Raw genomic sequence first — 24,127 nt, 5'->3', positions numbered from 1 at the left:
CGTCGCAACGACGCATTGAGCGCCGCTGCGCCAAGCGCGGTAAAATAGCGGATTCTGCGTCCGGCGACGCCGTTCTTGTCCAAGTAGCCATGAGCAATCTCAACTCGCAAACCGTCCTCTCCGTCCACCACTGGACCGACACGCTTTTCAGCTTCACCTGCACGCGCGACACCTCGTTTCGCTTCGAGAACGGCCAGTTCACGATGGTGGGGCTCGAAGTCGACGGCAAGCCGTTGATCCGCGCCTACAGCATGGCCAGCGCGAACTACGAGGAAAACCTCGAGTTCCTGAGCATCAAGGTGCAGGACGGCCCGCTGACGTCGCGCCTCCAACACCTGAAGGTGGGCGATCAGGTGCTGATCGGCAAGAAGCCGACGGGCACGCTCGTGACGGACAACCTCTTGCCGGGCAAGACGCTCTGGCTGCTTTCGACGGGTACGGGCCTCGCGCCGTTCATGTCGCTGATCAAGGATCCGGACGTCTACGAGCGCTACGAGAAGGTCGTGCTGACGCATACCTGCCGCTTCGTGGACGAGCTCGCGTACAAGGAATACATCACCGACCACCTGCCCGCGCATGAGCACATCGGCGATCTGGTCCGCGACAAGCTCATCTATTACCCGACGGTTACGCGCGAATCGTTCCATAACCGCGGCCGCATCACCGAGCTCATCGATACGCAAAAGCTCTTCGCCGATCTGAATATGCCGCCGTTCTCGGTCGAAAACGACCGCGTCATGCTCTGCGGCAGCCCGCATATGCTGCGTGACACGCGCGAATTGCTCGACAGTCTGGGGTTCAAGGAAGGCAGCAACAACGAGCCCGGCCACTACGTCGTGGAAAAGGCGTTCGTCGGCTGAAGCCGAAGCAAGCTACCCGCTGCATGCGAACCGGAGCCGAGGCTCCGGTTTTTTTTCGCCTTTCGTATCTCGCGTTGCACCGTCGGGGGGCGCCGCTGTTACCTTTGTTACATCCCGACACATCGCGCGCCTCGTTTGCTCGTAGGAATTAGTCTTACATCTCAACACACAAAAAATGTCAATCGGTACATTAAGAACGTCGCCTAAGTCTTGTCGGGTCTGACCTTTTCTTAATTTTTGAGATATGATCGGCGCGACCGGTGTCGGTAGGATGTAAACGATTTCTCTTAGGAATTGTCTTGCTACAAGTTGTAAGTACCGTTACGGGCGGCGTCAGGATCTTGCGCGGCGCATGTGACAAGCAGGAGTTCGCCATTTTTCCGTCCGTTTAGCTTGGAAGCCGTTTTTGTCCGCGATGAGTGAACGTCCGATCGATTTCCTGCGCGACGAGGAGAGCATGGTCACCTCGAAGACCTCCTCTTTCGAGGCGCCCCTCCCGCTCGATCCGGCCGGCCCCGCCGCCGTGGGGGAAGATGTCACCGCCCTGAAAAAACGTCTGCGCGAGCTTGCCGGCGAACTCGTGCTGGCCTGCGAAGCGGCCCGCGAGCATCTCGCGCGCGAGCTGCATGACGGCGTGGGCCCGGAACTGACAGCCGCGCGCTTTGCGCTTGCGGGTGTGCAACCGAGCGTGGCGGCCAAGCGCGACGTATCCGCAACCGAGGCATTCGCCATTGCGCAGCGCTCGCTCGAAGCCGCCTGCGAAGCCAGTCATCGTATCGTCTCCGACTTGCACGCACCGCACTTCGAGGGCGGCATCGTGGGCGCATTGGCCCACTGGACGCATGCGTTCACCGAACGCACGGGCTTGCGCACGAGCGTCGTGTGCGCCGCCGATGTTCGCCTCACTCAACTGCCGCAAGGCGCGGCGCTCGCCGTCTTTCGCGTGGCGCAAGAAGCGTTGAGCAACGTCGCCAAGCACGCGCTGGCCTCGTGCGCGGACGTGCGCATCGAAACGGATGCGCGCTATCTCACGCTGATCGTCAGCGACGACGGGCGCGGCATCCGGCGCCGCCGACGCTCCGATCGGGTACGGACAGTGGGCTTTGGTCTGGCGGGCATGCGAGCACGCTGCGAAGCATTCGACGGTTCGCTGCGCGTCGCCACGCGCAGTGCGCCCGCAAGCGGTTCATCCAGGGCCTTCGCCGATGGCTTGCCGCAAGGCGTAGGCGTGGGTCCCGGTACGGCGGTACGCGCGCGTTTTGGCTGGAACGCGATCCTGGAAGCACGCGACGCCCACGCCGATGCCGGCGGCTTCGCGACGGGGCAGGCCACATGACATTACGCATCATGCTCGCCGACGACCATGCGATCGTGCGCCAGGGCGTCCGGCAGCTTCTGCTCAATCACAGCGTGGCGCGTGAAGTCGTCGAAGCCGACAACGGCGCGCAGGCGCTGATGGGCGTGGACGCCGGAGAGCCCTTCGATCTCGTGCTGCTCGACATTTCGCTGCCGGACATGAACGGCGTCGAGGTGCTCAAACGCATGAAACGGCGTGCGCCGCGCACACCCGTCATGATGTTCTCGATGTTCCGCGAGGATCAGTACGCCGTGCGCTCGCTGAAGGCCGGCGCGTCGGGGTATCTCTCGAAGACGGTGACGGCGGCGCAGATGATCGAGGCGATCCGGCAAGTCGCCGCCGGGCGCAAGTACGTGAGCCCTGCGCTCGCCGAGGCGCTCGCCGAATACGTATCGTTCGATAGCGATCAGCTCCCGCATGAGAAGCTCTCCGACCGCGAATATCAGACGCTTTGCATGCTGGCATCGGGCAAGCGGCTGACCGACATCGCGCACACGCTCTCGCTGTCGGTGAAGACCGTCAGCGTCTACCGTACCCGGCTGCTCGAAAAAATGAAGCTACGCAACAACGCCGAGCTGACCTACTACGTGATGAGCAACCGCCTCGTCGACTTCAATCCGGTCATGAACAGCTGAATCGGTCTCTTTCGCACCGATGCGCACCATTTCAGTGCATTTGCGCTCGCTCCGTCCTAGCGATTATTCTAGTTTTCCGACGAATCTCCAGTCCAGCCAAGGCCGATCCGCTAGAATTGCGGGTTTTCACGGTGGCCGGCACACGCACCTCGCCGGTGCATTTCGGAGATTCGCCCCTTATGTCCCTCTTCCGCAAAAAGAACGTCGAGCAGATGATTGCCGGCGCTGAGCGCACCGGCCTCAAAAAGGCGCTCGGCGCGCTCGACCTGACATTTCTCGGCATCGGCGCCATCATCGGCACCGGCATCTTCGTGCTGACCGGCACGGGCGCCGTACAAGCCGGCCCCGCCCTGATGATCTCGTTTCTGATCGCCGCCGTCGCCTGTGCGCTCGCGGGTCTCGCGTACGCCGAATTCGCTTCGACGATCCCCGTGGCTGGCTCGATCTATACGTACTCTTATGCCACGCTCGGCGAGCTCGCGGCCTGGATCATCGGCTGGGACCTGATGCTCGAGTACGGTCTGGCCACCTCGGCGGTATCCGTCGGCTGGTCGGGCTACCTGCAGTCGCTGCTCGCCGGCTTCGGACTGAAGCTGCCGCTGGCCCTGAGCGCCGCACCGGGTACCGTGCCGGGCGCGGTGACGCTGTTCAATCTGCCCGCGTTTCTCGTCATGATGGTCATCACGACGCTGCTGTCCGTAGGCGTGCGCGAATCGACGCGCGTAAACAACGCCATGGTCGCGATCAAGGTGGCCGTCGTACTGGCCGTCATCGCGGTGGGCGTGTTTCACGTGCAGCCCGCCAACTGGCATCCGTTCATGGCAAACGGATGGCACGGGGTATTCGGTGCCGCGGCGGTGATGTTCTTCGCCTTCATCGGCTTCGATTCGGTCTCCTCGGCGGCCGAAGAGGTCAAGAATCCGAAGCGCGACTTGCCGATCGGCATCATTGCCTCGTTGGCCGTATGTGCCGTGCTCTATGTCGCCGTGGCAGCCGTCGTGACGGGGATCGTACCGTCGGCGCAGTTCGCGGGCATCTCGCATCCGGTCTCTTACGCGCTGCAAGTGGCCGGCGAGCGATGGGTGGCCGGCTTCATCGATCTCGGAGCGGTGCTCGGCATGCTCACCGTCATTCTCGTCATGAGCTACGGGCAAACGCGCATCATCTTCGCGATGTCGCGCGATGGCCTGCTGCCGAAGTCGCTCTCGAGCGTTCACCCGCGCTTCGCGACACCGTTCAAGACGACCTGGCTCGTGGGCCTGTTCTTCGGCCTGATCGGCGCGCTCGTGCCGCTCGATGTGCTCGCCGAGCTCATCAACATCGGCACGCTCGCGGCTTTCTCGATGGTGTCGATCGCCGTGCTGATCCTGCGGCGCACCCACCCGGACCTGCCGCGCGCATTTCGCTGCCCCGGCGTGCCGGTGCTGCCGCTCTTGGCCGTCGCCGCGTGCGTGTTTCTGATGGTGAACCTGCAGTGGATCACCTGGGCCGCGTTCCTGATCTGGCTCGCTCTGGGTCTGTTCGTCTATTTCGGCTATTCGCGCCGCCGCTCGCATCTGGCCCCGGTACCTCGCTGATACGCGCATTCTTGCGTCGCGCTCCGCCCCCGGCGGGGCGGCTTCGCGCCGCGGCAATTCGCGGAACCGCCCTGCCTCACAAGGTTCATAATGGAAGCGGCCGGCCGGTGGCTCGGCCGCCCTTTTGGACTTTCACGAGGGAGGCAATGCAATGGAATCGACGCACAGCTATACGCTGCCCGTACCGCCGCAACGCGCCTGGGATGCACTGAGCGATGCGCAAGTCCTGCGCGCATCGATTCCGGGGTGCGACCATCTCGTTGCGGATGGCGAAGAAGCGTTCGCTTTCGCCGTCAATACGTCGCTGGATGGGGTCAAAGCGCGGTTCACCGGCCATATGCGAATGATCCGCGGCGAGGCCCCGCGCGCCTGCACGCTGCGTTTCGAAAGCGAGGCCGGGAGCGAAGCTGGCGCGGTCGGCAGCGCGCACCTGGAGCTCGAAGCCGATGGCGAAGCGTCCACTACGTTGTCGTGCGTCTCGCGCAGTTCGACGAACGGCACGGGCGGCGCGGTGATGAAAGTGGCCGACGAATTCGTCAAGCGCTTTGCGGCCCATGTGACGAGCGACGGTGCCGGCGCCGAGAGCGATGCGCCCCTGCCCGGCGATCCTTCGGTCCAGCATGCGGCAGTGGCGGAATCCGCGCCTACCGGTAAAGGCGCCAAATCATGGAAGGCCTGGAAGGCCTGAATCACCTCAGGTCGAATTCTTAGAAAAATCGCCTGCCCGCCGCATCAATTGGCCGGGAGCAGCGGGTAAGGTGGATGCCCCGCCTCGCCCGGCCCCGTTTGCCGTTGCGTGGAATCGGGCGCGTCAACAGGCGAAGCTTCTTCCGTATCGCCCGCGCCGCTTTCGAGCCGATAGAGCCAGGCGAGCAGTTCCGCCACGGCTTGATAGAGTTGCGGCGGAATGCGCGAATCGAGATCGACCTGCATCAGCAACGACACCATCTCGGGCGAGCGGTGAACGTAGAGCCCGGCTTCCTCGGCGCGCTGCACGATCATGTCGGCAAAGAGACCGTAGCCCTTTGCGATGACGCGCGGCGCGCTATCGCCCGACTTCGCGTCATAGGCGAGCGCCGCCGCGCTCTTGCGCGATGTGCGGCTCATGCTCCGCTCCAATCGAACGGATCGTCGAACAGACGATCGAGCGGCGAATGCGGCGCGCGCGCAGCCGTTGACTGTGTCGCCGTTTCCGCGGGGGCACCTTCCCATCGATCGCTGGCCGAAGTCGTTTCGTGTACCTGCGCCTCGGCCGCCGTCGCCGCAGCACGGGCGTACGCCGAAGTGGCGGCCTGCCCGGCGCCGCTCGCGGCACCCGCCGTCGGTCCGCCGATCTCCCTCACCGTGAGGCCCGCAAGCTCGATACCCGCCGCTTCGAGCCTGCGCCCGAAGGCCGCGCCGCCCGTCGCGAGCCGGGCCGCCCCCGCTGCACTTGCCTGAACTCGGACGATCAATTGGGAACCGCGCAGCATGAGATCCGCGTCGACCGTGCCGAGCGTGGGCAACGTCAGCGTGAGCCGCGTGCGCCATGCCTGCTCGCTATCTGTATCCGCCTCGCCCGGTCGCCCGCGGCGCGGGTCGTCGGGCTCGATCGTCCAGTCGAGCTTCGCACCGGGCCACACCTCGCCGCTCCAGCGAAATTGCTCGGTCGCGAGCAAATCGAGTTGCTGCCGCACGAGCGGAATCGTGGCGGGATGAATCGAGGCCGCAATCGAACCCGGCGCGCTGTCGGCCGTTTGCAATGCGCGCGCCGCTGAGCCGGTTTGCGCCTGTGCCGCTTTGTCCGAATCCGTACCGACCTGCGTCGAGATGCCCGGCACTTGCCGCGCACCCGCGTAGCCAGCCGCATCCGAGCGCGCCTGCGACGCGAGCGCCGAGGCCAGCAATTGCGCGGCGGCCGCATGCGGAGGCACGGGCATGCCGGGCAAGCCCCCATCCGGCGCCGTGCCGCTCCATCCGGAAAGCTGCGGACCGGCTGAGACGAAGCCGGCGTCGTCGGCATCGCTCCAGGGGAGCGAAAGCTGGGAGGTCTCGGCGGCAAGCCGCGCTTGCGGCTCCTTGAGCAGTGCCTCGGCGGGATAGCCGCCGCTCAGCCACTGCGCCAGATGAGATTCGTAGAAGAGACCGGTTTCGGCGACGGTGCTCGCCAGCGCACCGGCGAGCGCGGCGACGGGCAAGCTCGCCGCCGATGCAACCGGAGCAACCGAACCCGACGATGCGGCGCCATCGGCTGCGAGCGGCTCGTTGGCGCCTGTCTGAGCAGCCGAACCGCTTCGAGTGTCGACCGCGGCGGCTGGCTCGCCCGCTGCCCCCGTCGCGGCGAAGAGTCCTTCAGGCAGACCCGCTTGCGCATCGATGGCCGGCGGCGCCGGCCAGATCGGCGTCTCGCCGAGCACGGCAGGCGTAGCCTCGCCGCCGAGACGCGAAATAGCGTCGAGCGTCAGCGCGACTTCGGACAACGTGGCTTGGGCCGAGGCCGGCAGCGGCGTATCGACGAGCGGCGCACCCAGCGTGGGCGCCGCGCTCATATCGCTCGCTTGCGTGGACGCGCCTGTCTGCGCGGCGGCCGTGCGCGAGCCCGCAGCGACACTGTCGATGAGGCTGTCGATGCGGCTCGCCAGCACCGTGGCCAGCCTCGAGTCGATTCCTGTCATGCAGGGTCCTGAGCTGCCCCGTCGCCGCACGAGGCGGTACGAAGACCTTGGATAAAATGAGCGCCGCGCCGCCTAGCGCGCGCCGAACAATTCCTTGAGCACGTGCGCGGGGCGCCGCGCCGAGAAAAACACCGACAGACGAGCCACGCTGGGATTGGCGAGATCGCGGATCGCGGCATCGTCGGCCAATATCTGGCGGATCAGATCGAATTTGCGCCCGCGCTCGTTTTCGCTGAGCGGCGCGCCGGCATCCATCTCCCGCAGCATATCGACGAGCACGCGATACTCTTCCTGCAATTCGATCAGGTCGTTCCAGAGCGCCTTGCGGGCCGCGGCCAACATGCGGGCCGAAACGGCGGCGATTGCTTCGTAATGCGCAAGATATTCTGCTGTCGCGTTCATCGTTGAACTTCCGGGGAGCCTTGGGCCGCCACGCGAGCGATTTCGCCGCCGATGCCGATCCAGGCTTCCTCCAGCGTCGCCAGCAGGCCGTCCACCTCGAGCAGCATCGCATCGCTTTGCTCGAGATTGGCCTGCAGGAGACGCCGGGTCATATAGCTGTAGAGAGCGTCGAGGCGCGCCGCAACCTCGCCGCCCACTTCCATGTTGAGCGATGCCTGAAGGCCGCTGCCGATAATCGCAAGCGCCTTGCCGATAGCTTCGCCGCGTGGGCCGATGTTGCCTTGCTGCAAATGCATGCGTGCCTGCGCAATGGCTCGCCGGGCGCCCTGGTAGAGCATCAGGATCAGCTGATGCGGATTCGCGCCCATCACCCCTGTCTCGACGCCGACACGCGCGTACGCGTTCGCTCCAGCGTGGCCTTGGGAAAACATCGGCGCCTCTCCTATTTTGTTCAATGGTTGCGGAAATTCGTGAAAAGCGACGCTTCTTGCGAAACGTACCGCACAGCGCTCGGGCCGGCTCACCGACCGCAGCGCCGGCGCCAGCACCCCGCGGCCGGCGCACCGTGCTTATATCGCGGTTATCGGATCAACCGGACCAAAGCTTTAGACGAAATTACGAACCTTTCCACCAGGCACGCGCGGCCCGCGTGCGCCTGTCACACCGACATCTGCATGATCTCGTTGTAGGCCGTCACGAGCTTGTTGCGCACCTGCAGGCCGAATTGGAAGCCGATGTTCGCCTTCTGCATATCGACCATGACGTCGTTTAGCGACACGTTCGACGCGCCGAGTTCGAACGCCTGCGATTCGCCGATCGCCTTTTGCTGATCGCCGCTGATCTTGTCGAGCGAGCTCTTGAGCGCCGCGGCGAAGCTGCCGGCGCCGCTCGCTTCCGTCTTCTCGCCAAGCGAGACCGAGTGGGCACCGCCGGCCGCCTCGGCCGCCATCGACCGCATCTGCGCGAGAGCCGATTCGAGCGGATTGACTGGCACAGTCATAGTTTCTCCGGGAGGGAAAAGGGCTGAAACGATGATCGGGACAGGCCAACGCTTGCCGACCCATTCACCGATCAGGAATGGAGCATAGCAGCGGCCCTTTTGCCAAACCCGCGAAACTAGGGGGAAAACCCGGCTCTATTCGACTGATAGCGCCGCGGGTCGCGTGGTGATAATCCTTCTCGTGAAAGTGTCCACCCGCGCCCGCTCCAGGGCCGGCGCCGGTTGGTCACCCCCGCATCCCGGAGAACCCCGACGCATGGATTCGCAGGCCAATTCCTTGATCAACCCCGACGCTCGCATGAGCCTGGCGGGCGCGCAGCCCGGCGCAGCCGCTGCGGGCGCCCTGGCTGGCGCCGGCGGCGCCGGTGCAGGCGGCGCCGAGCTCGGCGGCCTCGCTCAGCGCTTCTCGTCGCTTTCGCAAATGCGCGGCAACCCGCGCGCGCCGCTGATCTTCGCGGTGGCCGTCCTCATCGCCGCCGTCGCCGCCCTCATCCTCTGGACCCGTTCGCCCGACTACCGCACTCTCTATAGCAACCTCTCCGATCAGGACGGCGGCGCCATCGTCGCTGCACTGCAGCAGGCCAACGTCCCCTACAAGCTCTCGGAAAGCGGCAGCGCGATTCTCGTGCCGTCCGATCAAGTCGCCGAAGTGCGGCTGCGGCTCGCTTCGCAAGGTCTGCCCAAGAGCGGCTCCGTCGGCATGGAGCTGATGGACCGCGAAAAATTCGGCATCAGCCAATTCGCCGAGCAGGTCAACTATCAGCGGGCCCTGGAAGGCGAACTCGAGCGCACGATCCAGTCGATCTCCGTCGTGCGCACCGCGCGCGTGCATCTGGCGATTCCGAAGCCGACCGTGTTCGTGCGCGAGCGCGAAGCGCCGTCCGCCTCGGTGCTCGTCAATCTCTACCCGGGCCGCACGCTCGATGAAGGCCAGGTATCGGCGATCCAGCATATGGTCGCGTCCAGCGTGCCCCAATTGCCGTTCAAGAACGTGACCGTCGTCGACCAGGACGGCAATCTGCTCACGCAACCGTCTTCGGGCAACGGCCTCGATGCGACCCAGCTCAAGTACGTTCAGCAGATCGAGCACAACACGCAACGGCGAATCGATGCCATCCTCGCGCCGCTTTTCGGTGCGGGCAACGCGCACTCGCAAGTGAGTGCTGACATCGACTTCTCCCAAAGCGAGCAGACGGCCGAGTCCTACGGCCCGAACGGCACCCCGCAGCAGGCCGCGATCCGCAGCCAGCAAACGAGCTCGGCGACGGAAGTCGGCCAGAGCGCCGCGGGCGGCGTGCCGGGCGCGCTCTCGAATACGCCGCCGCAGCCGGCGTCGGCGCCGATCGTTGCAGCCAGCGGTGCGACGGCGTCGGCCAACACCACGCCGATCAGCGAGCAGAAGAACGCGACCACCAACTACGAACTCGACAAGCGCGTCTCCCATATGGAGCAACCGATGGGCGGCATCAAGCGGCTCTCGGCGGCGGTCGTGATCAACTACAAGCGGGTGATCGATGCGAAGGGCCATGCCACGATGCAGCCCCTCACGACCGACGAACTCGCCAAGGTCAATCAGCTCGTCAAGGACGCGATGGGCTTCGATGCGAAGCGCGGCGACTCCGTGAACATCGTGAACAGCACGTTCTCGACCGAAGAGGATCCGCTCGCCAACGTACCGTGGTGGCGCCAGCCGAACATGATCGCGCTCGCCGTCCAGGCGGCGAAGTGGATCGGTATCGGCATCGCGGCATTGGTCCTCTATCTGGTCATGGTCAAGCCGGCGCTCAAGCGCGCGTTCCCGCCGCTGCCGGCGCCGGGAAGCGAAGCAGCAGCGCTGGCCGGCAACGGTATCGGCACGCCGGACGAGCCCGTGCTGCTCGACGGCATCCCGGCGAACGGCGGCGCCTCGCCGGTCACGAACGCCATCGAGCAAAACAGCGAAATGGAAATCAACCTGCTCGCGTTCGAGAACGAGAAGCAGAAATTCGAGCGGAACCTGGACTACGCGCGGACGATCGCGCGCAAGGATCCGAAGATCGTAGCAACCGTCGTCAAGAATTGGGTGTCCGATGAGCGCTGAAGGCGTAACCAAAAGCGCGCTGCTTCTGATGTCGCTCGGCGAAGAAGAGGCCGCACAGGTATTCAAATTCCTCGGGCCGCGCGAGGTGCAGAAGATCGGCGCGACGATGGCGTCGCTCAAGAACGTGACGCGCGAGGAAGTGGAAACGGTGCTGCAGGATTTCGTCAAGGCGGCCGAGCAGCACACGGCGATGTCGCTCGATTCGGGCGATTACATCCGCTCGGTGCTGACCAAGGCGCTCGGCGAAGACAAAGCCGGCGTGCTCATCGACAGAATCTTGCAAGGCAGCGATACGAGCGGCATCGAGGGGCTCAAGTGGATGGACTCGCCGGCCGTGGCCGAGCTCATCAAGAACGAGCACCCACAGATCATCGCGACGATCCTCGTGCACCTGGACCGCGACCAGGCCTCGGAAATCCTCTCGTGCTTCACCGATCGCCTGCGCAACGACGTGCTGCTGCGCATCGCGACGCTCGACGGTATTCAGCCGCAGGCGCTGCGCGAACTCGACGACGTGCTGACGGGCCTGCTTTCCGGTAGCGACAACCTGAAGCGCAGCCCGATGGGCGGCATCCGCACGGCGGCCGAAATTCTGAACTTCATGACGAGCGTGCACGAGGAATCGGTGCTCGAAAACGTCAAGCAGTACGACGCGGACCTCGCGCAGAAAATCATCGACCAGATGTTCGTTTTCGAGAACCTGCTCGATCTCGAAGACCGCGCGATCCAGTTGCTGCTCAAGGAAGTGGAGTCCGAAGCGCTCATCATCTCGCTCAAGGGCGCGCAGCCCGCGCTGCGTCAGAAGTTCCTCTCGAACATGTCGCAGCGTGCGGCCGAGCTGCTCGCGGAAGACCTCGATTCGCGCGGTCCCGTGCGCGTCTCCGAAGTCGAAACGCAGCAACGGCGTATCCTGCAGATCGTGCGCAATCTGGCGGAAAGCGGCCAGATCGTGATTGGCGGAAAGGCGGAAGATGCATATGTCTGATTCCGGGCGTCAGGGCAACGGTCAGATCTCGGCGTACCAGCGCTGGGAGATGGCTTCGTTCGATCCGCCCCCGCCCCCCGACCCCGTCGCCGATCGCGCTCACGAGCGCGAGCTGCAGCGCCTGCGCGACGAAGCGCACGCGCAGGGCCTCGCCTCGGGCCATGTGGCCGGCCAGGCATTGGGCTATCAGGCAGGCTTCGATCAAGGCCTCGCTCAAGGTTTCGAAAAGGGCCGTCAGGAAGCGCTGGCCGAAGCGGCGCGGCTGGCCAGCCTCGCCGAATCGTTCAAGGCAGCCCTCGACGGCGTGCAAAGCGAGCTCTCCGAAACGCTCGTCGCCCTGGCGCTCGACGTCGCCCAGCAGGTCGTGCGGCAGCATATCGCGCACGATCCGGTCGCGCTCGTCGCGTGCGCGCGCGAAGTGCTGGCCGCCGAACCCGCGCTCACGGGCGCACCGCAACTCGTCGTCAATCCGGCCGATCTGCCGGTCGTCGAAGCCTATTTGAAGGAAGAACTCGAAGCGCTGGGCTGGAGCGTGCGCACCGACGCCACGATCGAGCGCGGTGGCTGCCGCGCGCATGCCGCGAGCGGCGAAATCGACGCGTCCATCGGATCGCGCTGGGAACGCGTGGCGGCGGCGCTCGGCAAGGTGAGCCAATGGTGACCGAGCGCGCCGTCGATGCACTGCGCGCGAGCGGCATGTCGCCGCTCGAAGTCGAGCTCGCGCTTGCTTCGTTCGGCCCCGAAGGCGCGCCCGAGATGGCGCCCGTCGACGCCGGCGTGCTCTCGCACGGACGCCGCGCGATTACCGCGCCGACGTTGCGCATGCCGCTCGCGACGCCCGACCCGGTGCTGGCCGCCAATCCGCATCTCGCCGCCTGGCGCGCGCGGCTGAACGGCCTGGGCCAGCGCAATGCGCTCGCCCGGCCGCTGTCCGCCTGCGGGCGGCTCACGCGCGCGGCCGGCCTCGTGCTGGAGGCGGTGGGCTTGCGGCTCGGCGTCGGATCCGAATGCATGATCGAGTTGCCGCCCGGCAGCCCGTACGCGATGGCCGAAGCCGAAGTCGTCGGCTTCGCCGCGGAGCGCCTGTTCCTCATGCCGACGACCGAAGTCGCCGGTCTGTTGCCGGGCGCACGCGTCTTTCCGCGCGAAAGCGCGCCCGTGGCCGATCCGCTCGCCGGCGCCAAGCGCCTGCCAGTGGGCTGGGGCATGCTCGGGCGCGTCGTGGACGCCTCGGGTCGCCCGCTCGATGGCCTCGGCGAACTCGACACAGGCGCCGACGCCCCGCTCTCGGCCCCGTCGATCAACCCGCTGCAGCGCGAACCGATCCACAAGGTGCTCGACGTGGGCGTGCGCGCGATCAACGGCCTGCTCACCGTCGGACGCGGCCAGCGCATGGGGCTGTTCGCCGGTTCGGGTGTCGGTAAATCGGTGCTGCTGGGCCAAATGGCGCGCTACACGAGTGCGGAAGTGATCGTGATCGGCCTCATCGGCGAACGGGGCCGCGAAGTGAAGGAATTCATCGAGCAGATCCTCGGCGAAGACGGGCTCGCGCGTTCGGTCGTCGTCGCGGCGCCGGCCGACGTCTCGCCGCTGCTGCGCATGCAGGGCGCCGCTTACGCCACCTCACTCGCCGAATATTTCCGCGACCAGGGCAAGCATGTGCTGCTGCTGATGGACTCGCTCACGCGTTACGCGATGGCGCAACGCGAGATCGCGCTCGCGATCGGCGAGCCGCCCGCCACGAAAGGCTATCCGCCTTCGGTCTTCGCCAAGATGCCGGCACTCGTGGAGCGCACGGGCAACGGCCCGGCCGGCGGCGGCTCGATCACCGCGTTCTATACGGTGCTGACCGAGGGCGACGACCAGCAGGACCCGATCGCCGACGCGGCCCGCGCGATTCTCGACGGTCATATCGTGTTGTCCCGCACGCTCGCGGAAGCCGGACATTACCCGGCGATCGACATCGAAGCGTCGATTTCTCGAGCGATGACGGCACTGATCGACGATAAACATCTCGATCGCGTGCGTGTTTTCAAACAGATGCTGTCGCGCTACCAGCGCAACCGCGATCTGATCAACGTCGGGGCCTACGCGAGCGGCCGCGACGCGTTGCTGGACCGGGCGATTGCGCTCTATCCACGCATCGAGGCATTCCTGCAGCAGGGTTTTCGCGAATGCGCAGCATTCGATTCAAGCCTCACGATGCTGGGTGCGTTGTTCGAGTAAATGGGTGACAAACAAGGAGTCGCAGGATGGCGAAGCATTTTCCGATCAAGACGCTCGTCGATCTCGCTCAGGGCGATCTGGACGCTGCTGCCAAGCAGCTCGGACGGGTACAGCGCGAGCGTGCCGACATCGAGACGCAGTTGGCCGACTTGATCCGCTATCGCGACGAATATCACGCAAGTTTCTCGAACTCCGCACAAGCCGGCATGCCGGCCGGCAACTGGCGCAACTTCCAGGCGTTCATCGATACGCTCGATGCCGCCATCGAGCAGCAGCGGCGCCTCCTGGCAGCCGCCACCTCGCGCGTCGAGGCCGCCAAGCCCGAGTGGGTGCGGCAAAAGCAGAAGCTCGGCTCCTATGAAGTGCTGCAGGCGCGCGGCGAAGCCGCCGAAGCGCGCGTGGCCGCGAAGCAGGAGCAACGCGAATCCGACGAACACGCCGCGAAAATCCTGCGCATGCGCGCGGAGAGTTTGAACTGATTGACTGACCGGCCGGATCGGACCGCCGGCCGTTCGCTTATCGAATCGATTTATCCGATGCGTCGCCAGACGATGACAGGCGCACGGCAGCAAGGGGCATCACATGTCGTTTTTCTCTTTCCTCGACTCGGTTTCGGGACCGGGCGCCGCCACGGGCAAGGCCGCAGCCGCCCGCCCGTCGGCGAGTTCCGCCGCGCCTGCCGTACCGTTCGCGCAGACGCTGCAGCAAAGCATCGACGCGCAGCAAAGCGCACCGGCACCCGCGCGGGCCGAACCGGCCAACAGCGCGAGAAACAGTTCGCCGGCCAACTCGGGCAATGCCGCGGATCCGGCCAATTCAGCCGCCGCGCAAGCCAACTCGGCGGATGCGGGCGCGGCGAAGTCGGCTGACAGCGGTTCGCAAGCCGACGCAGCGGCGAATACCGGCGCGAATACGGCTGGAAACTCGGCGGGCACGAGCGACGGGACGCAGGCGGCCGGCAACGGGAAGCGCACGGATGGCGCGAACGGCGACCGTCAGGCCAGCGCCTCACAAAACGCGAATGCCAGTGCAGGGAGCGCCGCCGATCAGGCCGCGGCCAGCGCCGCGGCGGCAGCGCAGGCCCAGGCGCAAACACAAGCACAAGCTCAAGCCCAGGCGGGCGCACAAGGCGCGCAAAGCGATGCCGCGAGCACTGCCACGACGGCTGGCAATTCCGACCTGGCGGGCGTGACGGCGACGGGCGGCAAAAAAACCGGCACGACCCAGCCCAAATCGGTGCGGGCCGCGTTGGAAGCTGCCCTCGCGGCGCAAATGGGCGGTCAAGGCGCCGCGGCGGCTGCGGTAGCGAGCCCGGGCGGAGCCACGGTGCTCGGCAACAGCGGCAATACGGCCGCCGGCGGACTCGGCACGGGTAATCTCGCGAACGGCGTCGGTGCGCCGCCGCTCTCGTCGAAGGGTCTCGCGGCACTGACCGGCGACGGCAAGAACGGCAATGCCGGCGCGGCCAACGCGGCAGCGCTGAATGCCAAGGCGGCGCAAGGCGGCGCCAACGCCCAGGACGCAAGCGCGTCGGCTGCCCAGGCGCTGGCGGCAACCGGTGCCTCGAATCCCGGCGCCGCCGCGGACTTCGCCACACTGAAGGACACGGCCGAAGCGGCACGCGCCGCGCTGGCCGCCGCCCAGGCCGCTCAACAGGCACAAGGCACGCAGGCGACGAGCGCGACGGCCGCCGCGGCCACGACGAGCGCATCGGCCGCGGCCGCCACGCTCGCGCCGCAGGTCGGCACGGCCGATTGGGAAGATGCGCTGAGCCAGAAAGTCGTCTTCCTCTCCAACGCGCATCAGCAAAGCGCGGAGCTCACGCTCAATCCGCGCGATCTGGGTCCCCTGCAAGTCGTGTTGCAAGTCGCGGACAACCATGCCCACGCGTTGTTCGTCTCGCAACACGCGCAGGTTCGCGAAGCCGTGGAAGCGGCCCTGCCGAAGCTGCGCGATGCGCTCGAAGCCGGCGGCCTCGGACTCGGCAGCGCAAGCGTCAGCGATGGTTTCTCGCGCCAGAACGGCCAGCAAGACGCCCGCTCGGGCAACGGCGGCAACGGCCGGGGCCGCGGCGGCAGCTTCGGGGGCGGCAGCGCGGACGATGCCGTCGCCTCGGCGGCGAGCGTCCCGGTGCGCCGCCAAGTCGGGATCGTCGATACCTTCGCCTGACGGCACCCTGTGTAGCGAGTCGATGGCAACCGGCGGGTCCGGTTGCCGGCCCCGCAGGGCGACTGACGCCTCGCGCGCCCAACTCGCCCCGTCGCCTCACCGCCTCGTCTTCCCTTGCGCTCGCACCGGCCGAGCAGTTCGACCGGCAGCATCAAGGAAATCCCCCACGTGCCGATAACGCAGAGACCACCTCGCGCGGCCCTGGCGTTATCGCGGTCCGTTTTTTGCTCTGATCTGAGCAATGAATACGCCCTGTCCCGGCTCACTTTCCGCCGCGACGGGCCCGCGGCGCTGGGTTTGACAGGCCGGGTCAAAGAGACGAGATGGCATCGAATCTCCCTTCTTTTCGGCTTATCGCCGAAAGCGGCTTTGACCAACAATCCTACCTATCGCTCATAAGCAACGCATTGCCATGGCAACCACGACCGCAACGCAGCAGCCAGCCGCCACCTCCGCCAAGCCCGGGAAACTGACACGTCTCGTGCTGATCGTTCTGATCGCCCTCGTGGCCGCCGCGGCGGCCGCGGGCGGCACCTACTTCTTTCTCGCCAAGCATGGTCCGTCCAAGCCCGTGGCGCCTCCGCCGCCTCCGCCGCCCTTGTTTTTCGCGCTCGATCCGATGACGGTCAACCTGCTCTCGGACGACGGCCAGCATTACCTGCGTGTGGGCCTCACGCTGAAGATCGCCGACGAGAAGATGCAGGCGCGCCTGACCGAGCACATGCCCGAGCTGCGCAGCCGTATCCTCCTCGATCTCTCGAACAAGCACCCGGAGGAGCTCTCGACGCTCGAAGGCAAACATGCCCTCGCGAACGAGCTCAAGACGCTGATCGAGCAGCCGACCGATGCGGGCGCGCCGCCGGCCAAGGTACAGGAAGTGCTGTTCACGGAATTCGTCGTCCAGTAATGGGTCGCCGGTCGAAGGCATTGCGCCGCATCCCACCAATCGCAACGAGGGACGAATAAAGGTATGGGCCACGAAGAGTTCATGTCCCAAGAGGAAGTCGATGCACTCCTCAAGGGCGTAACTGGCGAGTCCGATGCGGACGCGGAGCATGGCGACAAGGCCACTGTTCGCCCGTACAACATCGCCACGCAGGAGCGCATCGTTCGAGGCCGGATGCCCGGTCTCGAAATCATCAACGAACGGTTCGCGCGCTTGATGCGCATCGGCATCTTCAATTTCATGCGCCGCACGGCCGAGATTTCGGTGGGGCCCGTGAAGGTGCAAAAGTACAGCGAGTTCACGCGCAATCTGCCGATTCCGACGAACCTGAACCTCGTTCATATCAAGCCGCTCAGGGGCACGTCGCTCTTCGTGTTCGATCCGAACCTCGTGTTCTTCGTGGTGGACAACCTCTTCGGCGGCGACGGCCGTTTTCATACGCGGGTCGAAGGACGCGACTTCACGGCGACCGAGCAGCGCATCATCGGCAAGCTGCTGAACCTCGTGTTCGATCACTACTCGACCGCCTGGAAAAGCGTGCGGCCGCTGCAGTTCGAGTTCATGCGCTCGGAAATGCACACGCAATTCGCCAACGTCGCGACGCCGAACGAAATCGTCATCGTCACGCAGTTCTCGATCGAATTCGGCGCGACGGGCGGCACGCTGCACATCTGCATGCCCTACTCGATGATCGAGCCGATCCGCGACGTGCTGTCTTCGCCGATCCAGGGCGAGGCGCTCGAAGTCGATCGCCGCTGGGTCCGCGTGCTGTCGCAGCAGGTTCAATCGGCCGAGGTGGAACTGACGGCCGACCTCGCCGCGATACCGGTCACGTTCGAGGACATTCTCAATATGCGCGCCGGCGATGTGCTGCCGATCAACATTCCCGAACAGGTCACCGCGAAAGTCGACGGTGTGCCGGTCATGGAATGCGGCTACGGAATTTTCAATGGTCAATACGCGCTGCGCGTGCAAAAGATGATCAGCGCGGCCGATACGATGAAGGAAGGTGGATATGAGTGATCTGAACGCGACGCCGGGCGACGGCGCCCGGGAGCTCGAGGCGCAGATGGCGGCGGCCATGCAGGCCGAGAAAGCGGCCGCCACGGCTGCCGATGCCGAAACGGGCCTCGACGACTGGGCCAGCGCGCTCGCCGAGCAAAACGCGAACGAGACGCCCACGGCCGCCGCGGGCGTGTTCCAGCCGCTCTCGAAAGTCGCACCCGCCTCCACGCGCAACGACATCGACATGATCCTCGATATCCCCGTGCAGATGACGGTGGAACTCGGGCGCACGAAGATCGCGATCCGCAACCTGCTGCAGCTCGCGCAAGGCTCGGTCGTCGAACTCGACGGGCTCGCCGGCGAGCCGATGGACGTGCTCGTGAACGGCTGCCTGATTGCGCAGGGCGAAGTCGTCGTCGTCAACGACAAGTTCGGCATCCGGCTCACCGATATCATCACGCCGTCCGAGCGGATTCGTAAGTTGAACCGATGAAAGGGCTCATGCGTCGGCAAGGCATCCTGCCGGTACCGCAAGCAGTACGCGCAGCCGGTCTGGCGCTCGCCATGGCGGCGGCGGCCATTGCGCCGGGTGTCGCCGACGCAGCCGATCTGAACGCAGTCAACCACGCGGCGAGCATCGCATCGGGCGTCGGTGCCGGAACGGCCGTACCGTCGCTCGGCGTCGGCGCCGTGCTCCAAACACTGGTCGGCCTCGCCGTCGTCATCGGGCTCGTGTTTGCGTGCGCGTGGCTCGCGCGGCGCTTCGGCTTGCGGCCGTCGGCGCGCGGCAATGTCGTACGCACCGTCGGCGGGGTCTCGCTGGGCGGCAAGGAGCGCGTTGCCGTCGTCGAGATCGGCGATACGTGGCTCGTGCTCGGGGCCGCCCCCGGCAATGTGCGGCTTCTGCATACGCTGCCGGCCGGCTCCATCGATCTCACGCGCGGCGGCCCCGGTTCATCGGGCCCCGCTGACTCACCCGACGACGCCGCCACGCAGGCGGGCACGTTCGGGTCACGATTTCGCGCCGCGCTGGCGGGCGAAGCCAAAAAGCGTTTTACCCGGCCTTCGGGCGGAGGCAAGTAAATGTCGTTGTGCCGTGTCGAGCGGTTCGCGCGAGCCTTCGCGCCCGTGTTGCCGCTTCTCGTTCTGATTCTCGCACTCGCGCCGTCGCATGCCTTCGCGCAGGCCAACGGTCTGCCGGCGTTCACGACGAGCCCGGGCCCGAACGGCGGTACGACCTATTCGCTGAGCGTGCAGACGATGCTGCTGCTCACGATGCTGTCGTTCCTGCCGGCGATGGTGCTCATGATGACGAGCTTCACGCGCATCATCATCGTGCTCTCGCTGCTGCGCCAGGCGATCGGCACGACGACGACGCCGCCGAACCAGGTGCTCGTCGGTCTCGCGCTGTTTCTGACGCTGTTCGTCATGTCGCCCGTGCTCGACAAGGCTTACCAGGAGGGCTACAAGCCGTTCTCCGAGGGCGCGATCCCGATGGAGACGGCCGTGCAGCGCGGGGTGGTGCCGTTCAAGACGTTCATGCTGCGTCAAACGCGTGAATCGGATCTCGCCCTGTTCGCCAAGATTTCACATGCGCCCGCGATGCAAGGCCCCGAGGACGTGCCGCTTTCGCTGCTCGTACCGGCCTTCGTCACGAGCGAGCTGAAAACGGGGTTTCAGATCGGCTTCACGATCTTCATTCCGTTTCTCATCATCGATATGGTCGTGGCGAGCGTGCTGATGTCGATGGGGATGATGATGGTGTCGCCCGTCACGATTTCGCTGCCGTTCAAATTGATGCTGTTCGTGCTCGTCGACGGATGGCAGTTGCTGATCGGCTCGCTCGCGCAGAGCTTTTCCTGACCCAGATTGCCTTCGAAGTTGCCACCATGACGCCGGAATCCGTTCTCACCCTCGCTCACCGCGCGATGTACGTCGCGCTGCTGCTGACCGCGCCGCCGCTCATCGTCTCGCTCGTGGTGGGCCTGCTCGTCAGCTTTTTTCAGGCGGCCACGCAGATCAACGAGGCCACGCTGTCGTTCATTCCGAAGCTCGTCGCCGTGACGGTCACGCTCGTGATCGCGGGACCGTGGATGTTGCAGATCGTGCTCGACTACATGCGCCAGATGCTGACGAGCATTCCGTCGCTGGCCGGATGAGCGCGCCTTAGCGCTCAGCCAGCATCCGGCCCGGCACGACGATGCTTACCGTCACCTACGCTCAGCTGAACGCCTGGCTCACCGCGTTTCTTTGGCCGTTCGTGCGGATTGCCGCGCTCGTTGCGACCGCGCCTGCGTTCAGCCAAACGAGCGTACCCGCCCGGGTGAAGATCGGCTTGGCCGCTTTTATCACGCTGATCGTGGCGCCGACCCTCGGCGCGCTGCCGGCCGTCACCGTATTCTCCGCGTCGGGCGTCTGGATCATGGTCAATCAGTTCATCGTCGGCGCGGCACTCGGCCTTACGATGCAGCTCGCGTTCACGGCCATCGAGATGGCCGGATCGCTGATCGGGCTGCAGATGGGGCTTGGCTTCGCCACGTTTTTCGATCCGAGTTCGAACGCTTCGTCGGAAGTCGTTTCGCGCTATCTGCATACGATCGCGCTGCTGGCTTTTCTCGCCTTCGATGGGCACCTGCAGGTGATCAACGCGTTGATCGGCTCGTTTCAGGCGGTGCCGATCGACGCCGCGCTGCTCAGCGCGCCAGGCTGGCGCACGCTCGTCCAATGGGGCGGCGCGATTTTCTCGGCGGGGCTGCTGCTTGCGCTGCCGGTCGTCGTCGCGCTGCTCGTGGCGACGTTATCGCTCGGCATCCTGAACCGGGCCGCGCCGCAAATCGGCGTTTTTCAGGTTGGCTTTCCGGTCACGTTGATGGTCGGGCTGCTGCTCGTGCAGCTCATGCTGCCCAATATGATTCCGTTTTTCGCGCATCTGTTCGATATGGGCGTCGACGCGATGGGGCGCGTGGCGGGATCGCTCGCACCACATCCTTGACCGCGCCGGCGCCCTCCCAAGCTTCGATCACATGTACTGGAACAGCGACAACCCCTGAATCTTCACGAAGCTTTGCTGCGCCGCCTGCAACGCATTTTGCGTGAGCTGGTATTGGCTGATCGCCGATACCATGTCGACATCCGTCACGTTCGACAAGTCGTTCGTCGCCTGCAGCGAGTTGTTCTTCGTCGTCGTCTGCAGCGCCGTCAACTCCTGCTCGCGCCCGCCCACCGATGCCTGCACCACCGTGATCGCCGTCAGCGAGTTCTGAAAGCGCGTGAGGCCCGTCGCCAGATCGTTCGACAGCGTGGCCTTGGCCGCCGGATTGTTGTCCGCCGGCGTCTGAAGCGAGGCGATCATCGAATCGATCGTCGAAAACACGCTGCTGTTCGCCGTGGTGGTCGCAGGCGTCACCGTGAACGTATCGGCCGGATTCGGCGCGCCCGAAATCGACACCGTCATACCGGTGCCGAGCGCGATCGGCGCATTGGCCGTGAACGCCGTGGCAGCCGTCGTCGAGCCGGTCGTATTGTCCGTCACCGTGTAGGTCGGCGCGGCGGCCGTTCCGCCAAACGTGATCGTGAACTTGTCGCCGTTCGTCGCAACCGAAGGATTGTTGTTCGCCACGCGACCGATGACGCCCGTTCCCGTGTTAGCGGCCGAGCCCGCGGCAACAGGCGATGTGCCGATCGACGGCACCGACAAAAACACGCTCGCGCCCGTATCGTTCGTCGTGATCTGGTGCGAATCGGCCACCTGCACCTGGCGCTGGCCGTTGTCGCCCAGATAGTTCACGCCGCCCGTGGCATTGTTCGTGAACGGTTGCGTCGTGGCCTGGAAGCCCGAAAAGAGGTAATTCCCGGAACTGTCGCTCGTGTTCGCGAGCGTCAGCAACTGGTCGCGATAGCCTTGCATCGTCTTCGCGATGGACACGCGGTCGGAATCCTGCAACGTGCCATCGCCGGCGCGCACGATCAGCGAATTGATGCTCTGCATGACGTTCGTCACACTCGAAAGCGTCTTGTCCTCGATTTGCAGCGAGGTCTGCGCCGAGTTCTGATTCGTCGTGTACTGCGCGAGCGTCGCCGTGGTCATCGTCAACTGCACGGCCTGCGCCGCATAGAGCGGATTGTCGGCCGGCGTCTGCAGCAACTGCCCCGTCGAAATCTGCTGGTAGAGCTGATTGAGCGACGACTGCTGGTTGTCCATCGTCTGGACACTCTGCGCGAACAACTGTGAGGAAGAAATACGCATCGCTTTGCACCTTAGCCGAAGATACCCATCAGAGTCTGGAACATCGACTCGGCGGACTGAATGACTTTGCTGTTGGCCTGATAGAGCTGTTGGTACTTCAACAGGTTGGCCGCTTCCTCATCGAGGTTCACACCCGAGACCGATTGCTGCGCCGCCGTGATCTGCGAAACGAGTGCCGTTTGCGCGGTGTTCGACGATTTCAGCTGGGCGGCTGCGTTGCCGACGTTGTTGACATAGTTCGCGTAGGCGCCCGTCAAGGTGGCCGTGCCGTTGCCGAGCGTCGTCGTCGAGACGAGCTTCGACATCGCCAGCGCGTTGCGGCCATCGGCGGTGCCGGTGTTCTTCGCTATCGTGAGCGTGTCGCCATTCGCGGGCGCGCCGCTCATGGTGAATGTCATGCCGTTGTAGGTGTACGTGTTGCCTGCCGCGTACGGGAACGAAGTTCCGGTGGTCGCCGCTGCGCCGTTCACCGAAACGCTCGCGCCGACAGGCCAGCCGTCGAGCGTATTCGTCGCCGAGTTGTAGGTCAGCGTGAGCGGCGTGGCCGGCAGCGTGTAGCCGGCCGAGACCGTGCCCTGCGTGACGGTCCCCGTGCCCGTATTCGTGGTCGATGTCGACACGAGCACCGGTGACGCCGCCGCAATCGCCGACGTGTTCGACGTGGCAAGCGCGAAGCTGTTCAGTGCGCCGCGCGTCGGCTGGATCGTGAACGAATCGCCCGAGTTCATCGTCCCGGAGAGCGTCAATGCGAGGCCGCCTATCGTCACCGAACCGGCACCGAGCGCCGTGGTCGTGCCAATAGTGGAGCCCGACGCGTTGTCGGTCAGCGTATAGGTGGTGCCGTTGTAGGACAGCGTGTAGTCGCCCGCGGTCGGCTGCGCGCCGTTGGCGAACGCCACCGACAGCGTGGAGGTGCCGGTGTTTTGCAGATTCGAGTAGACGGTCGGCGCGGCCACGCTGAACAGGTTGCCGCCCACATTGGCCGACAGGTCCAGACCGAGCGCGTTTTGCGAATTGACCTGGTTCACGAAGCTCGTGGCGACGGCGCCAAGCTGCGCTTGCGCCGGATCGAGCGTCTGGCTGCGAAACGTGAGCAAGCCGCCGACGGTCCCGCCCGAAAGCACCGAGTTCGACAGGTATTGCGTCGTCGTAGGCGTCGTGCCGGCGAGGCCGTTATAAGTGACATCCAATTCGCTCGGGTCGCCCGACGACACTTTGGTGCCCAGATCGAAGCTTTGGTTCGAGACCACGAGCGGCTGACCGCTGCTCAGAAAAACGCTGTAGCCGTTCGCGCCCTGTACGACGGAGACACCCACCGCCTTCGAGAGGTCGGCAACAGCCTGATCGCGCTGGTCGAGTAGCTGGTTCGGCGGCTGCCCCTGCCCGCTCGCGTTCGCGATCTGCGCGTTCAGGTCGGCGATCTGCTTCGAATAGCCGTTGATCTGGTTGACGGTCGTCGTCAATTGCTGGTTCACCGTTTGGCGCAGCTGATCGTACTGCGCGCCGGTCGCGGTGATCTGGCTCGCGAGCGTTTGCGCGGCGCTCATGGCGCCCTGGCGCGTGGCGAGGCTGCTCGGATCGTTCGCGACGTTCTGCAAGCCCGTGAAGTAGGCGGTGATGGCCGTGGAAATCCCGGCCGTCGGGCTGCCGATCAGGTTGTTCAGCTGCGAGGCCATCGAATAGTTCGTGGTCAACGCACTGCTCGTCGATTGCGCGTTGTTGAGCTCGGTCGAGAGGTACTGGCTGTAGTTGCGCGCCACGGTCACCGACGACACGCCGCCGCCCATGTACCCGGCGCCCGTGTACTGCCCGCTCGCTTCGGCGTAGACGGGATTCTCCACGGTGTAGCCCGTGGTCGACGCGTTGCTGATGTTGTTGCTCGTCGTCGTCAGGCCCCACTGGGCGGCCGCCAGCCCCGAAAGGCCGATGCTGAAGATGTTGTTGGACATGCGTCTTCCTGAAGGGCGGCGAGCTTCGTTGCCACC

25 protein-coding genes are annotated in these 24,127 nt (G+C 65.3%); 18 read left to right on the top strand and 7 right to left on the bottom strand.

The features are described from left to right. Window positions 1-89: 89 nt before the first annotated feature. From GWC77_RS06120 to GWC77_RS06100, 5 genes are all read left to right on the top strand, one after another. Window positions 90-860 (top strand): ferredoxin--NADP reductase, encoded by a 771-nt coding sequence (locus tag GWC77_RS06120; protein ID WP_173255995.1) that lies wholly within the window; start codon window positions 90-92, stop codon window positions 858-860. 415 nt (window positions 861-1,275) lie between these two features. Then, window positions 1,276-2,196: a sensor histidine kinase gene (locus tag GWC77_RS06115; RefSeq protein WP_254366832.1), complete on the top strand. Its 921-nt coding sequence runs from the start codon at window positions 1,276-1,278 to the stop codon at window positions 2,194-2,196. After that, complete coding sequence (gene rqpR / locus GWC77_RS06110; RefSeq protein WP_173255994.1) at window positions 2,193-2,852, top strand: response regulator transcription factor RqpR; 660 nt, start codon at window positions 2,193-2,195, stop codon at window positions 2,850-2,852. Before GWC77_RS06115 ends, rqpR begins: the two co-directional genes overlap by 4 nt. A 179-nt stretch (window positions 2,853-3,031) precedes the next feature. Then, window positions 3,032-4,429 carry an amino acid permease gene (locus GWC77_RS06105; RefSeq protein WP_173255993.1) on the top strand — a complete coding sequence of 466 codons (1,398 nt, stop codon included), beginning with the start codon at window positions 3,032-3,034 and terminating at the stop codon, window positions 4,427-4,429. Window positions 4,430-4,580: 151 nt separating this feature from the next. Next, window positions 4,581-5,117 (top strand): CoxG family protein, encoded by a 537-nt coding sequence (locus GWC77_RS06100; protein WP_173255992.1) that lies wholly within the window; start codon window positions 4,581-4,583, stop codon window positions 5,115-5,117. Between the two features lie 44 nt (window positions 5,118-5,161). Here GWC77_RS06100 and GWC77_RS06095 read toward each other — a convergent pair whose 3' ends face one another. The 5 genes from GWC77_RS06095 to fliE all read right to left on the bottom strand — a co-directional run bounded on the left by GWC77_RS06095 (window position 5,162) and on the right by fliE (window position 8,485). After that, window positions 5,162-5,536: an EscU/YscU/HrcU family type III secretion system export apparatus switch protein gene (locus tag GWC77_RS06095; protein WP_173255991.1), complete on the bottom strand. Its 375-nt coding sequence runs from the start codon at window positions 5,534-5,536 to the stop codon at window positions 5,162-5,164. Next, entirely contained in the window at window positions 5,533-7,083 is a 1,551-nt protein-coding gene (locus tag GWC77_RS06090; protein ID WP_173255990.1) for a flagellar hook-length control protein FliK, read from the bottom strand. The genes GWC77_RS06095 and GWC77_RS06090 overlap by 4 nt, the downstream gene beginning before the upstream one ends. A gap of 72 nt (window positions 7,084-7,155) precedes the next feature. After that, window positions 7,156-7,485: a flagellar protein FliT gene (locus GWC77_RS06085; RefSeq protein WP_173255989.1), complete on the bottom strand. Its 330-nt coding sequence runs from the start codon at window positions 7,483-7,485 to the stop codon at window positions 7,156-7,158. Next, on the bottom strand, window positions 7,482-7,916 hold the full coding sequence (gene fliS, locus GWC77_RS06080; RefSeq protein ID WP_173255988.1) for a flagellar export chaperone FliS: 435 nt from the start codon (window positions 7,914-7,916) through the stop codon (window positions 7,482-7,484). Before fliS ends, GWC77_RS06085 begins: the two co-directional genes overlap by 4 nt. 227 nt (window positions 7,917-8,143) lie before the next feature. Next, window positions 8,144-8,485: a flagellar hook-basal body complex protein FliE gene (gene fliE / locus GWC77_RS06075; RefSeq protein ID WP_173255987.1), complete on the bottom strand. Its 342-nt coding sequence runs from the start codon at window positions 8,483-8,485 to the stop codon at window positions 8,144-8,146. Between the two features lie 256 nt (window positions 8,486-8,741). Between fliE and fliF the strand changes: the two genes are divergently transcribed. From fliF to fliR, 13 genes are all read left to right on the top strand, one after another. Continuing rightward, on the top strand, window positions 8,742-10,565 hold the full coding sequence (gene fliF / locus GWC77_RS06070) for a flagellar basal-body MS-ring/collar protein FliF (protein ID WP_173255986.1): 1,824 nt from the start codon (window positions 8,742-8,744) through the stop codon (window positions 10,563-10,565). Then, window positions 10,555-11,550: a flagellar motor switch protein FliG gene (gene fliG, locus GWC77_RS06065; protein ID WP_173255985.1), complete on the top strand. Its 996-nt coding sequence runs from the start codon at window positions 10,555-10,557 to the stop codon at window positions 11,548-11,550. The genes fliF and fliG overlap by 11 nt, the downstream gene beginning before the upstream one ends. Further along, the gene (fliH, locus tag GWC77_RS06060; protein ID WP_173255984.1) at window positions 11,543-12,211 is read left to right on the top strand and encodes a flagellar assembly protein FliH; all 669 of its coding nucleotides are present in this window, start codon (window positions 11,543-11,545) and stop codon (window positions 12,209-12,211) included. Before fliG ends, fliH begins: the two co-directional genes overlap by 8 nt. After that, window positions 12,205-13,776, top strand: coding sequence for a flagellar protein export ATPase FliI (gene fliI, locus GWC77_RS06055; RefSeq protein WP_173255983.1), 1,572 nt, complete (start codon window positions 12,205-12,207; stop codon window positions 13,774-13,776). The genes fliH and fliI overlap by 7 nt, the downstream gene beginning before the upstream one ends. 26 nt (window positions 13,777-13,802) lie before the next feature. Beyond that, the gene (fliJ, locus tag GWC77_RS06050; protein ID WP_173255982.1) at window positions 13,803-14,255 is read left to right on the top strand and encodes a flagellar export protein FliJ; all 453 of its coding nucleotides are present in this window, start codon (window positions 13,803-13,805) and stop codon (window positions 14,253-14,255) included. A 103-nt stretch (window positions 14,256-14,358) separates the two neighbouring features. After that, window positions 14,359-15,945, top strand: a complete 1,587-nt coding sequence (locus GWC77_RS06045) for a flagellar hook-length control protein FliK (protein ID WP_173255981.1) — start codon at window positions 14,359-14,361, stop codon at window positions 15,943-15,945. 412 nt (window positions 15,946-16,357) lie between these two features. Further along, entirely contained in the window at window positions 16,358-16,852 is a 495-nt protein-coding gene (gene fliL, locus GWC77_RS06040; protein WP_173255980.1) for a flagellar basal body-associated protein FliL, read from the top strand. A gap of 63 nt (window positions 16,853-16,915) precedes the next feature. Then, a complete protein-coding gene (fliM, locus tag GWC77_RS06035) occupies window positions 16,916-17,914 on the top strand; it encodes a flagellar motor switch protein FliM (protein WP_173255979.1) in 999 nt (332 codons plus the stop codon). Next, the gene (gene fliN / locus GWC77_RS06030) at window positions 17,907-18,389 is read left to right on the top strand and encodes a flagellar motor switch protein FliN (RefSeq protein WP_173255978.1); all 483 of its coding nucleotides are present in this window, start codon (window positions 17,907-17,909) and stop codon (window positions 18,387-18,389) included. The genes fliM and fliN overlap by 8 nt, the downstream gene beginning before the upstream one ends. 71 nt (window positions 18,390-18,460) lie before the next feature. Next, window positions 18,461-18,979 carry a flagellar biosynthetic protein FliO gene (gene fliO / locus GWC77_RS06025; RefSeq protein WP_302181328.1) on the top strand — a complete coding sequence of 173 codons (519 nt, stop codon included), beginning with the start codon at window positions 18,461-18,463 and terminating at the stop codon, window positions 18,977-18,979. Next, window positions 18,980-19,759, top strand: a complete 780-nt coding sequence (gene fliP, locus GWC77_RS06020; protein ID WP_254366830.1) for a flagellar type III secretion system pore protein FliP — start codon at window positions 18,980-18,982, stop codon at window positions 19,757-19,759. 26 nt (window positions 19,760-19,785) lie between these two features. Further along, window positions 19,786-20,055: a flagellar biosynthesis protein FliQ gene (fliQ, locus tag GWC77_RS06015; RefSeq protein WP_173255976.1), complete on the top strand. Its 270-nt coding sequence runs from the start codon at window positions 19,786-19,788 to the stop codon at window positions 20,053-20,055. A 41-nt stretch (window positions 20,056-20,096) separates the two neighbouring features. Next, the gene (gene fliR, locus GWC77_RS06010) at window positions 20,097-20,888 is read left to right on the top strand and encodes a flagellar biosynthetic protein FliR (RefSeq protein WP_173255975.1); all 792 of its coding nucleotides are present in this window, start codon (window positions 20,097-20,099) and stop codon (window positions 20,886-20,888) included. Window positions 20,889-20,915: 27 nt separating this feature from the next. On the opposite strand, the gene flgL is transcribed toward fliR, so the two are convergent. Both flgL and flgK read right to left on the bottom strand, forming a co-directional pair. Beyond that, window positions 20,916-22,142 (bottom strand): flagellar hook-associated protein FlgL, encoded by a 1,227-nt coding sequence (gene flgL, locus GWC77_RS06005; RefSeq protein WP_173255974.1) that lies wholly within the window; start codon window positions 22,140-22,142, stop codon window positions 20,916-20,918. Between the two features lie 11 nt (window positions 22,143-22,153). Next, the gene (gene flgK, locus GWC77_RS06000; protein ID WP_173255973.1) at window positions 22,154-24,091 is read right to left on the bottom strand and encodes a flagellar hook-associated protein FlgK; all 1,938 of its coding nucleotides are present in this window, start codon (window positions 24,089-24,091) and stop codon (window positions 22,154-22,156) included. Window positions 24,092-24,127 lie beyond the last annotated feature (36 nt).

It is taken from the genome of Paraburkholderia sp. NMBU_R16 (genome assembly GCF_013282575.1).
Taxonomy (GTDB): Bacteria; Pseudomonadota; Gammaproteobacteria; order Burkholderiales; family Burkholderiaceae; genus Trinickia.
The sequence above is the reverse complement of the archived record's forward strand: the minus strand, read 5'-3'. Positions and strand labels throughout refer to the sequence as shown.